Genomic DNA, 10498 nt, shown 5'->3' with positions numbered 1-10498 from the left:
ACCGCCGACTCGGTCACATCAAGAGCAACACCATCCACGGCACGCTTGAGCGCGCGACGCAGCGCGGAGGGTGAGGGCGGCGGCTCGGGCGGCGCGATCGACACGGGTTCAGGCATGAACCCGAGACTAGGCGTGCCGCGACCTGATCGTTAAGCCCTTCGGCTGTGAGTGATTACTCGCCTGCGCGGGAATAAACCGCGGCCTCGGCGGGAGCGGGGGCGGGATCGACGGGAACGACCGCCGCGGCGCGGGCCTTCCGGCGCTGCCTGACGACACCCGCGGTCATGCCCAGGATGCCCAGCACGACCGCGACCAGGCCAACGGGGCCGAGCAACCCAAAGGTCATCGCGTTGGGCTCGGCCTGCGCTGCGGACGCGCTGCCGGCCCCTGCGACGAGCAGGCTTGCCGGAACGCCGGTGAGGACAGCCGCGTAGGCGAGTACGCGCGCTGCCGGGCGGGCCGGCTCACTGTCTGGGTTGCGCACCGGAGTGCCTCCCGAGTCGAGACTGCCATTCCTGCGTCGCTCACCCTAAAGAGTGAGTGTTGCCGCGAAGAAAACTACCGAGAGTGTCAACCCTGGCGATCTTCGTGCACGTCGGCAGAGACTAGCGAGCCACTGGGGCTAACCCGCGACGGGGTCGGGGTTGGGGTGACCCGGCTCGACCCACCCGCGGTGTTCGCCCTCGTCAATCAGGGCGCGGGCGACGGACCCCAGCTGGGCGGACGCCTCGCCGATGCACGCCTTGCGGCTCCGGACCGTGTCGGCCGTGACCCCGGGGGACTGCCAGGTGCCGCCCTTCGCGAGCCAGTTCAGCAGCAACGGCTGCAGGCGGTCCATCGCCTTCGCGAAACGGGCCTCCGGCGTCACGCGGGCCTCGAACTCGTCCCACCACGCACGCAAGCGCCGGGCCTGGTCGGCGGGTAGGAGACCGAACAGCGCGTCGGCGGCCTCCCGTTCGCGTTGCTCCTGCGTGAGCCGGCCCTCGTCGTCGTAGAGGGGCGTGTCACCCGCGTAGATCTCCACGAGATCGTGCACCACCACCAGCTCGACGGTGTGCCCCACGTCGATCGGCTCGTCGGCGTACTCGGCGAGCACCGTGACCATCAACGCCAGATGCCACGAGTGTTCGGCGTCGTTCTCGCGCCGCGACGCGGCGGCGAGCGGCGACTGCCGCAGCACGGTCTTGAGCCTGTCGACCTCGGCGAGGAAGGTCAGCTGCTCCACCAGCCTGGCGGGCAGGCCGTCGGGCAGCGGGTTGGCGTCGAGGAGGAGTCCGTCGTCAGGAGCCGGCACGGCGCCGAGCCTGGCAGGCCGGCCGCAGGCGGGGCAACGGGTTTCAGCACCGTTGCGCGACGAACTCCATGACCGCGTCCACGTCGCCGCAGGCCACGTCGAAGGACTCGCCCGTCGCCGAGCCGAACATCGCCACATGGTGACCGATCTCGGGCTGAACGCCCCGTGTTCCTAACTCGGCCAGTCCCAGTCGAAGGTCGCCGTCACCGGGGCGTGGTCTGACCAGCGCTGGTCGTAGGTCTCCGCACGCTCCACCACCACCGAGGTGCACCGCTGCGCGAGACCAGGGGTCGCCACGAGGTAGTCGATCCGCCAGCCCGAGTCGTTGTCGAACGCCTTGCCGCGGTAGGACCACCACGTGTACGGGCCGGGGCCCTCCGGGTCGAGCTTGCGCTGGAGGTCGACGTAGCCGGCCTCCCCGAACACGCGGCCCATCCACTCGCGTTCCTCCGGAAGGAAGCCCGAGTTGTTGCGGTTGCCCCTCCAGTTCTTGAGGTCGATCTCGGCGTGCGCGATGTTCCAGTCGCCCACCACCAGCACCTCCCGCCCCGACGCCTCGGCCTTGCCGCGCAGCTCGACGAGGTAGGGCAGGAACGCCCGCATGAAGCGTTCCTTCTCCTCCTGCCGCTCGGTGCCGACGTCGCCGCTCGGCAGGTACAGGCTCGCCACCACCAGGCCAGGCAGGTGCATCTCGACGTAGCGCCCGCTCTCCTCGAACTCCGCCTCACCGAAGCCGACGCGCACCGACTCCGGCTCCACGCGGCTGTAGAGGCAGACGCCGTTGCGGCCCTTGATCGAACATGCCGCGTGCGCGGTGTGCCAGCCGTCGGGCTCACGCAGCCGCGCGGACAGGCTCTCGGCGTCGGCGCGCACCTCCTGGCAGGCGACGACGTCCGCACCGGTGGCCGCGAACCACTCGGTGAAGCCCTTCTTGGCGGCGGCCCGCAGGCCGTTGACGTTCACGGTCGAGACAGTCAGCACGCCGGGCAGGCTACCGGCGGGCTCCGACACCGCCGGGGTCGGGAGACCCGCCCTAACCGCAGTTGGCGCCGTCGACCGGCTCGAGGAAGTCGTCGGCGGCCCACCGGTTCTCGGACAGCTGCCGGAAGCCGTTCTGCACCTTCGTGGACGCCTCCGCCTCGGCGTCCTGCCGGTACTTGCCGACGATCTCCGCGTCGAGGCCGGGCCCGGCGCGCACGTTGAGGATGTCCGCGGTCACCGTGACGCGGCACTCCGAGGAGCCGCCTTCGGCGCCGGAGGACTGCTGGTCCGAACCGAGCGCGAAGATGACAACCACGCCCACCAGCAGGCCCAGCATGATCAGCGTCTTCTTCGGTATCCCGAGTACCACGCGCACTCCTTACCGACGGCGACAGGCGCTGCTCGCAGGGTAAGGGCACCCTGGCCCCCGAAACAGACCCCGACCCCGCAATCCACTCGCGTGCGCCATCGCCGTTAGTGGTCAGTCACCCTCCGTCATTGAGGGGTCTTGATCGCAGCGGAGCGCCCCGCGGCCGCGCAGGCGCGAGCTCACGATCCGGTCCTAGTTCTCCTTGGTGAGCGAGAAGGCGTCGCAGCCGGGGCCGCCGACGCGGCCCGTCATCGTGCCGTTCTCCACCGAGGCGACGCCCAGGTCCACCATCACGAAGCCCTCGGGCTGCTCGATCCAGGCGTCCTGGCGGAACACGAACTGACCGTTCTCCTCGACGCCGTTGACCTTGAAGCTGCCCGACGGAGTCGGCGGACCGCCCTCGACGGGGAAGAAGGAGAACACCGCCGGCACCGTGTCGCCCTCGGCCGGGGAGACCTCGAGCTCCAGCCCGGTCTCGCCCTGAGCGCAGAAGTACGAGCCCCGCCAGGTGCCCGGCAGCTGCGAAACGTCGATCGACGAGGACGCGGGCGTGCTCGACGGCTCCTGGGAGGTCGGCTCGGCGCTCGGCTCGGCGCTCCGGCTCGAACCTGCGTTCTCCGGCGCGGAGGCGGTGCCGCCGACCTGCTGGCTGCACCCGGCGACCACCAGGAGGAGCAACAGGGCGAGCACGGCACGAGATCGGATCAGCACGCGCGCATAGTAACGGCGCGCGGTCCCGTCCGGGGACCGCGCGCCGTTGTGGTGGTGCGGCAGTCAGCTCGCGGGGACTCAGCCCTGCGAGATCTTGCGGGCCAGGTTCTCGTCCAGCGTCGCGAGGAACTCCTCGGTGGTCTGGTACGGCTGGTCCTTGCCGACGAGCAGGGCGAGGTCCTTGGTCATCTTGCCGCTCTCGACGGTCTCGATGACGACCTGCTCGAGCTTGTTGGCGAAGCCCACCAGCTCGGAGTTGCCGTCCAGCTTGCCGCGGTGCTCGAGGCCACGGGTCCACGCGAAGATCGACGCGATCGGGTTGGTCGAGGTCGGCTTGCCCTGCTGGTGCTGGCGGTAGTGCCGGGTCACCGTGCCGTGCGCGGCCTCGGCCTCGACGGTGCGGCCGTCCGGCGTGCGCAGCACCGAGGTCATGAGGCCCAGCGAGCCGAAGCCCTGCGCCACGGTGTCGGACTGCACGTCGCCGTCGTAGTTCTTGCAGGCCCAGACGTAGCCGCCCTCCCACTTGAGCGAGGCGGCGACCATGTCGTCGATCAGCCGGTGCTCGTAGGTGAGGCCCTTGGCGTCGAAGTCGGCCTTGAACTCGGCGTCGAAGATCTCCTGGAACACGTCCTTGAACATGCCGTCGTAGGCCTTGAGGATCGTGTTCTTCGTCGACATGTAGACGGGGAAGCCGCGGTCGAGGCCGTACTGCAGCGAGGCCCGCGCGAAGTCCTCGATCGAGCGCCGGTAGTTGTACATGCCCATGGCGACGCCGCCGCCCTCGGGGAAGTTCGCGACCTCGAACTCGATGGGCTCGGAGCCGTCCTCGGGGGTGTAGGTCATCGTCACGGTGCCGGGGCCCGGGACCTTGAAGTCGGTGGCCTTGTACTGGTCACCGTGCGCGTGACGGCCGACGATGATCGGCTTCGTCCAGCCGGGGACGAGCCGAGGGATGTTCTGGATGACGATCGGCTCGCGGAAGATCACGCCGCCGAGGATGTTGCGGATGGTGCCGTTCGGGCTCCGCCACATCTTCTTGAGGCCGAACTCCTCGACGCGGGCCTCGTCCGGCGTGATGGTGGCGCACTTCACGCCGACACCGTGCTTCTTGATGGCGTTCGCGGCGTCGACCGTGATCTGGTCGTCGGTGCGGTCCCGCTCCTCAATGCCCAGGTCGTAGTACTCGAGGTTGATGTCCAGATACGGGTGGACCAGCTTGTCCTTGATGAACTGCCAGATAATGCGGGTCATCTCATCGCCGTCGAGTTCGACGACGGTGCCCTCGACCTTGATCTTGGCCATGAGCGGCGGGGCTCCTCTCGCGGGTCTACGCGTTCGTCCTTCAGGCAGGTGTTAGCGGTACAAGCGTACTGCTATTTCGGGACCGATGTCGGCGGGCCCTGGTTACTCACCAGTACCCTTTGCCGCTGGTGTCAGACTCGGCTCACCGCAATCTACGACGCCCGAAGGGCCCCGCGCATGGGGCCGTGACGGGCGCGACGACGGAGGCCAACACCAGATGTCGACGATGCCCCAAGACACGGCTCCCGGCCCGCGCTCGGCGCGGCGGCGCGGCCGGGCCTCGGCCCACCTGCTGTCAGCGCTCGCCGGGCTGGTCCTCACCCCGGTGGGGCTGTGGGCGCTCTCGTCCGGCGGTGGCAGGCAGTTCGCGCGGATGGCCGAGGAGTCGGAGAGCGGAGACGGCGCGGCCGCGGCCCTGATCGTGGGCGGCGCGGCGCTTCTGCTGGTCGTCGCCGCGCTCGGTGCGGTTTCCGCCGCGGCGCCGCTCACCGGCGGCCTGCTGTGGGGCGTGGCGCCGGGACTGCTCGGGATCGTCTCGCCCAGCACCGTCTACGACGCGCTGGGCGGCCTGCCGCGCTGGCTGGAGCTCGGGGTGGGCACGCTCACGTTGGTCTCGCTGGGCGCCGTACTCGCGGTCGGCACGCTGCTCACCGGTGCCGGGCTGGCGTGCGCGCTGCTGCGACGTAGGTTCTCGCCCGAGGACGGGGAGGCGTAGCGATGCGGTTGGGGATCAAGACCAAGCCCGAGCACACCACGTGGGCCGAACTGCTGGAGGTCTGGCGGGCCGCCGACGACATCGAGCTGTTCGAGTCCGCGTGGAACTGGGACCACTTCTACCCGCTCTCCGGCGACGTGACCGCCCCGAACCTCGAGGGCTGGACCATGCTCGCCGCGCTGGCGCAGGCCACGCGCCGTATCCGCATCGGCTGCCAGGTCACGGGCATGATCTACCGCCACCCCGCGGTGCTCGCGAACATGGCGGCCACCACGGACATCATCTCCGGCGGCAGGCTGGAGCTCGGCCTCGGCGCGGGCTGGAACCGGCAGGAGTGCGACGCCTACGGCATCGAGCTGCCACCGTTGAGGGACCGGTTCGACCTCTTCGACGAGGGCGTGCAGGCCATCATCGGACTGCTCACGCAGCCCACCACGACCCTGCACGGCAAGCACGTCCGGCTCACCGACGCCCGGTGCGAGCCGAAACCGGTGCAGCGGCCCCACCCGCCCATCACGATCGGCGGGCGCGGCCCGAAGCGCACCCTGCGGGCCGCGGCACGCTGGGCGCAGGCGTGGCATGCGGGAACGGAGTCACCGCGGCAGTGGCTGGAGCTCAGGGAGATCCTGCTCGCCCACTGTGCCGACGTCGGCCGCGACCCGAGCGAGATCGCGTGCGCGGTGAACGTCCGCGTGCACGCCGACAAGGGCATCGGCCCCGCCGTCGAGGAGGCCCACGGCTACCGGGAGGCGGGCGTGGACCTCCTGGTGTTCAACCTCCCGCACCACAACGAGCCGGCGTTCCTGGAGCAGCTGGCCGAAGCCGCCGCCCCGCTCGTGTAACCGCCCCCAAGGCCACCTTTGTTGCGTTGAACGCAACAAAGGTGGCCTTGGGGGGCAGTTAGGGGCTACGTGGTGGCGAAGAGGCCCAGCGTGGCGTCCGGGCGGATGCCGGCCAGCTCGCGGTGCCAGATCGCGTAGAAGCCCGCCTCCTCGCGGTTGCGCAGCTCGACGCCGGCGGCGGCCGTCACGTCGGGCGACTCGCGCACGGCGTTCTCCAGCACCTCCTTGGCCCCGGAGCCGTCACCGAACTGCTCCTTGCCCCTGCGCAGGATCGACTCGGGCAGCCAGCCCTCGAAGGCGTCACGCAGCAGCTTCTTCTCCTCCACCCCCGGCCGGACCATCTTGTGCTCGGGCGGGATCGACAGCGCCAGCTCCACCACGTCGCGGTCGAGGAACGGCTCCCGCGCCTCCAGCCCGAAGGCCATCGACGCGCGGTCGCAGCGCTGGAGGTTGAGGTGGTGCAGCTCGCCGACCGTGCGGACGAGCTCCGCCTGCAACGCGTCCGGATCGGTGAACGGCTCCTCGTGGTAGTAGGAGTACCCGGCGAACAGCTCGTCGGCGCCCTCCCCCGTCAGCACCGCGTGCACCCGCCGCGAGGCGTACTCGGCGAGCAGCAGGTTCGGCACCGCGCTGCGCACGAGCGAGGGGTCGTAATGCTCGATCGCCGTGACCGCCCTTGGCAGCGCGTCGATCGCGTCCTGCTTGGACATCAGGATCTCGTGGTGCTCGATGTTGCCGTGCTTCGCGTCGAGGTACTCCGCGACCACCCTCGCGGCGGCGAGGTCGGAGCTGCCCTCGGAGCCCACCGCGAACGTCGGCAGCGGCTGCCCGTGCTTGGCCGCGTAGTCGGCGGCCACGGCGGCGACGATCGCCGAGTCGAGCCCGCCGGAGAGGAACACACCCACGCCGACGTCGCTCATCATGCGGTTCTCGACGGCGGTGACGATCGACTCGCGCACGGCCTTGACCAGCGCACGGTCCCACACGCCCGGCTCGTCCGCTCGCCGCGCGGGCCGCACGTGCGCGGGGATGGCGTCGGCGAAGCGCACGAGCCCGCCCGCCGGGCTCCAGCAGTGCCCTGGCGGGAAGCTCTCGACGAGCGGCCGGTCCTCCTCGTCGAAGGCACGCAGCTCGCTGGCGAACAGGATCACGTCGTCTCGGCGCGCCCAGTACAGCGGCTTCACGCCGAGCGGGTCACGGGCGGCGAGGAAGTCGCCGTCCCCCGTGGCGAACGCCAGCGCGAACATCCCGCGCAACCGGGCCAGGCCGACCGGCCCGTCGACGATCAGCGCGTGCAGGGCGGCCTCACTGTCGGAGCCGGTCTCGAACAGCTCGTGTCCGAGGTCTTCCCTGATGTGACGGTGGTTGTAGATCTCCCCGTTGGCCACGAGATACGTGGTGGCTCCGGAGTCGGTCAACGGCTGGTGCCCGCCCGCGACGTCCATGATGGACAGTCGCTGATGGCCGAGCCAGACGTCTCCCCTGCGAATTTCTCCCGTGTCATCCGGACCCCGATGTTTGATCCGGTGCAACATTCTCTGGCACTTGTCTGTATCGATGTTGCCGACCGCGGCAACTATTCCACACACTGGTGCTCAGCACCTCCTCGGTTACGACCGAGTGTAGTTGAATTTCGTCCGATCAACCGTGGTGTGCATTACTCCCGGTCACTCGACTGCCGTTCCACCTGCTCCTACCCTTGTTCCCAACGGAGGTGGTCAACGATGCAAGCATCCGTGGGAGACCGGATCCGCGTACACGGGCGCACAGTGGGCGCAGGCGAACAACAGGGCGAAATCGTCGAGGTCCGGGGCGAACAGGGCCAGCCGCCATATCTGGTGCGGTTTTCCGACGGCCACGAAGGGCTCGTTTTCCCGGGCCCCGATTGCGAGGTCGAAGGTCACGCCGACTGAGCGGCAACACCGGCGTGATGAAGGTGTAGACGCTGAAGGTCCCGAGGTAGCCGAGCACGATCGCGCACAGCAACGCCAGCACGCGCGGGTCCCTCGCGACAGCGGACGGGCAGCGCCGCCCGACCGCGGGCGGCGCTGCCACGGACGGCAGTAGGCCCACCGCGACAGCGGCGCTGATCGAGAACGCGGCGACCAGGCCGAACACCCCTCGGTAGCCGATCGGGTCGACCGACGAGGCTGCCGAGCGGGACCCCGGCGACCATCGCGCGCGTCAGCCCGCCGAGCACCGGGGCGACCGCCGGGTTCAGCTCGGTGGCCGCAAGCAGGCGACGGCGTTCGCAGCGGACGATCGCCAGGGGCGAACAGGGGCAAGCCCACGGCGTGGGCGATGGCGAACGCGGTGACGAGCTGGGCGGCCGCCGGTTCCGACACCGAAAGGTCGCGGGTGAGCGCGGGCAAGAGGCCCGCGATGACGTAACCGCTGGCGCCGACGGCGAGCGCGCCGAGCGCGAGCATCGGCCGCATGAGCGCCGAGCCTGCGGCCGCGTACCGCACGCCGAACCAGTCCGAGATCCGGATCGCGAGACCGCGCTGCAGGCAACTCGCCGACCCGGTGCGGCTGGGGACGGCGCGACAGCTGGCGAAGGACGACAGCGAGCTCACGTGCGGCGCGTTCGACGTGCCCGTGAGCAAGTCCACACTCACCCACCACCTGCGGACCCGCGAGAAAGCCGAGGTGATCGGCGGCGCCCGCAGGGCACCACGCGGCTGAACTGGTTGCGCCGCAAGGATCTTCGACGCGCCCTTTCCCGGACTGCTCGACGGAGTTCTGGCCGCGAAACGGCAGGCGCGGCGTTACCTCTCGCCGCCGTGGGCATCGTCACCCGCAACCGGGATGACATCGTGGCCCCTCGCGTTGAGACTGGACCGAGGACAGCCCAGCGACACAGGGGTCAGACGCTGGTCTGTCTTTCTTTGTGCCCTCGACCTTTATCGATCCAGCTCTGTTACCTCGGAGGGAAGACTGTGCCCATAGCGCTGCTCGCGCTGGCCATTGGCGCCTTCGGCATCGGAACCACTGAGTTCGTGATGATGGGCGTGCTGCCGGAAGCCGCCGCCGACTTCGGGGTCTCGATCCCCGCCGCCGGATACCTGATCTCCGCCTACGCGCTCGGCGTGGTGGTGGGCGCTCCACTGCTGACCGTGTTCGCGGTACGGCTGCCCCGCAAGACCATGTTGATGTCGATGATGGTCCTGTTCATAGCGGGCAACGCCCTGTTCGCGCTCGCCCCCAACCACGAGTTCGGGGTGTTCTTCCGCTTCCTCGCAGGACTGCCGCACGGGGCGTTCTTCGGGGCGGGCGCGGTGGTGGCGTCGAGCCTCGTCGGCGCGGGAGAGAAGGCCAAGGCCGTCTCGATGATGTTCATGGGCCTCACGCTGGCCAACGTGATCGGTGTCCCGCTCGGCACGCTCCTCGGCCAGCAGGTCGGCTGGCGCGCCACCTTCCTGCTCGTCGCGCTGATCGGCGCCGCCGCGCTGATGAGCATCGCCAAGCTCGTGCCGCACCAGGGCAGGCCCGCCGAGGCGTCGCTGCGCGGCGAGCTGGCGGCGTTCCGGCGCCCGCAGGTGTGGCTGGCACTGGCGATCGTCACGTTCGGTCTCGGCGGCGGCTTCGCGTGCCTGAGCTACGTGACGCCGATGATGACCGACGTGGCCGGCTTCCAGCCCGCGACGGTGACGCTGCTGCTCTCGCTCGCCGGCCTGGGCATGACGCTGGGCAACTTCCTCGGCGGCAGGCTCGCCGACCGGGCTCCGATGCCCGCGCTGTGCGGCGCGCTCTTCGGACTGGGCACCGTGCTCACGGCGTTCACCGTGACCGCGCACAGCAAGATCGGCGCCGCTATCACGATCTTTCTGGTCGGTGTCGCCGCCTTCATGGTCGGCCCGATCCTGCAGGCGCGGGTGATGGAGAAGGCGGGCGGCTCCCCATCGCTGGTGTCGGCGGCGGTGCAGTCCGCGTTCAACATCGCCAACTCGATCGGGGCGTACCTCGGTGGCCTGGTGATCGCGGGCGGCATGGGGCTCGTGGCGCCGAACTGGGTCGGCGCGCTGCTGGCCGCGCTTGGCCTCGGTCTGGCCGCCGTGTCGGCGGGACTCGACCGCCGCGAGAACGTCACACTGGCCGAGGAGGCGGCCGCCCTGGTGGACGGGGAGCCGGGCGCACTCGCCCCAACGGGCCGCGCCTGACCTCGTGGCCCAGCTGCAGTGAAGGCCACCATGCCTGCGCCCACCCGTCGCCCACCACCACCCAAACGGAGACGCTGCGCGCCGCTGTGTTGATCCCACGCAGTGAAGGTGGCCTTCACTGCA

Annotated in this window: 12 protein-coding genes; 5 read left to right on the top strand and 7 right to left on the bottom strand. The window is 70.0% G+C overall.

Going from position 1 to position 10498, the window contains the following annotated elements:
- Positions 1–172: 172 nt before the first annotated feature.
- From FCN18_RS37285 to FCN18_RS37260, 6 genes are all read right to left on the bottom strand, one after another.
- Positions 173–484: a hypothetical protein gene (locus FCN18_RS37285; protein WP_228714331.1), complete on the bottom strand. Its 312-nt coding sequence runs from the start codon at positions 482–484 to the stop codon at positions 173–175.
- A gap of 138 nt (positions 485–622) precedes the next feature.
- Entirely contained in the window at positions 623–1294 is a 672-nt protein-coding gene (locus FCN18_RS37280; RefSeq protein WP_113643588.1) for an HD domain-containing protein, read from the bottom strand.
- 171 nt (positions 1295–1465) lie between these two features.
- Positions 1466–2275: an exodeoxyribonuclease III gene (locus FCN18_RS37275; protein ID WP_137097399.1), complete on the bottom strand. Its 810-nt coding sequence runs from the start codon at positions 2273–2275 to the stop codon at positions 1466–1468.
- Between the two features lie 52 nt (positions 2276–2327).
- The gene (locus tag FCN18_RS37270; protein WP_137097398.1) at positions 2328–2645 is read right to left on the bottom strand and encodes an SH3 domain-containing protein; all 318 of its coding nucleotides are present in this window, start codon (positions 2643–2645) and stop codon (positions 2328–2330) included.
- A gap of 192 nt (positions 2646–2837) precedes the next feature.
- Positions 2838–3356 (bottom strand): hypothetical protein, encoded by a 519-nt coding sequence (locus FCN18_RS37265; RefSeq protein WP_137097397.1) that lies wholly within the window; start codon positions 3354–3356, stop codon positions 2838–2840.
- Between the two features lie 78 nt (positions 3357–3434).
- Positions 3435–4658, bottom strand: a complete 1224-nt coding sequence (locus FCN18_RS37260; RefSeq protein ID WP_112277024.1) for an NADP-dependent isocitrate dehydrogenase — start codon at positions 4656–4658, stop codon at positions 3435–3437.
- Between the two features lie 226 nt (positions 4659–4884).
- On the opposite strand from FCN18_RS37260, the gene FCN18_RS37255 reads away from it, so the two are divergent.
- Both FCN18_RS37255 and FCN18_RS37250 read left to right on the top strand, forming a co-directional pair.
- Positions 4885–5373 carry a hypothetical protein gene (locus FCN18_RS37255; RefSeq protein ID WP_137097396.1) on the top strand — a complete coding sequence of 163 codons (489 nt, stop codon included), beginning with the start codon at positions 4885–4887 and terminating at the stop codon, positions 5371–5373.
- 2 nt (positions 5374–5375) lie between these two features.
- Positions 5376–6215 (top strand): TIGR03560 family F420-dependent LLM class oxidoreductase, encoded by an 840-nt coding sequence (locus FCN18_RS37250; protein WP_112277020.1) that lies wholly within the window; start codon positions 5376–5378, stop codon positions 6213–6215.
- 65 nt (positions 6216–6280) lie between these two features.
- On the opposite strand, the gene asnB is transcribed toward FCN18_RS37250, so the two are convergent.
- Positions 6281–7804, bottom strand: a complete 1524-nt coding sequence (gene asnB / locus FCN18_RS37245) for an asparagine synthase (glutamine-hydrolyzing) (RefSeq protein ID WP_137097395.1) — start codon at positions 7802–7804, stop codon at positions 6281–6283.
- A gap of 135 nt (positions 7805–7939) precedes the next feature.
- Between asnB and FCN18_RS37240 the strand changes: the two genes are divergently transcribed.
- The 3 genes from FCN18_RS37240 (at position 7940) to FCN18_RS37230 (ending at position 10375) form a co-directional block, all read left to right on the top strand.
- Positions 7940–8128 (top strand): DUF1918 domain-containing protein, encoded by a 189-nt coding sequence (locus FCN18_RS37240; protein ID WP_112277016.1) that lies wholly within the window; start codon positions 7940–7942, stop codon positions 8126–8128.
- 523 nt (positions 8129–8651) lie between these two features.
- Complete coding sequence (locus FCN18_RS37235; protein ID WP_206078086.1) at positions 8652–8900, top strand: hypothetical protein; 249 nt, start codon at positions 8652–8654, stop codon at positions 8898–8900.
- A 254-nt stretch (positions 8901–9154) separates the two neighbouring features.
- Entirely contained in the window at positions 9155–10375 is a 1221-nt protein-coding gene (locus tag FCN18_RS37230) for an MFS transporter (RefSeq protein WP_112277124.1), read from the top strand.
- The last annotated feature ends 123 nt before the right edge of the window (positions 10376–10498 follow it).

This window comes from Prauserella endophytica, assembly GCF_005146945.1.
Taxonomy (GTDB): domain Bacteria; phylum Actinomycetota; class Actinomycetes; order Mycobacteriales; family Pseudonocardiaceae; genus Prauserella_A; species Prauserella_A endophytica.
The sequence above is the reverse complement of the archived record's forward strand: the minus strand, read 5'-3'. Positions and strand labels throughout refer to the sequence as shown.

Excerpts from the sequence above, each read along its gene's own strand:
- FCN18_RS37260 (WP_112277024.1), bottom strand. The coding sequence starts at position 4,658 with ATGGCCAAGATCAAGGTCGAGGGCACCGTCGTCGAACTCGACGGCGAT.
- FCN18_RS37255 (WP_137097396.1), top strand. The coding sequence starts at position 4,885 with ATGCCCCAAGACACGGCTCCCGGCCCGCGCTCGGCGCGGCGGCGCGGC.
- FCN18_RS37250 (WP_112277020.1), top strand. The coding sequence starts at position 5,376 with ATGCGGTTGGGGATCAAGACCAAGCCCGAGCACACCACGTGGGCCGAA.
- FCN18_RS37240 (WP_112277016.1), top strand. The coding sequence starts at position 7,940 with ATGCAAGCATCCGTGGGAGACCGGATCCGCGTACACGGGCGCACAGTG.
- FCN18_RS37235 (WP_206078086.1), top strand. The coding sequence starts at position 8,652 with ATGAGCGCCGAGCCTGCGGCCGCGTACCGCACGCCGAACCAGTCCGAG.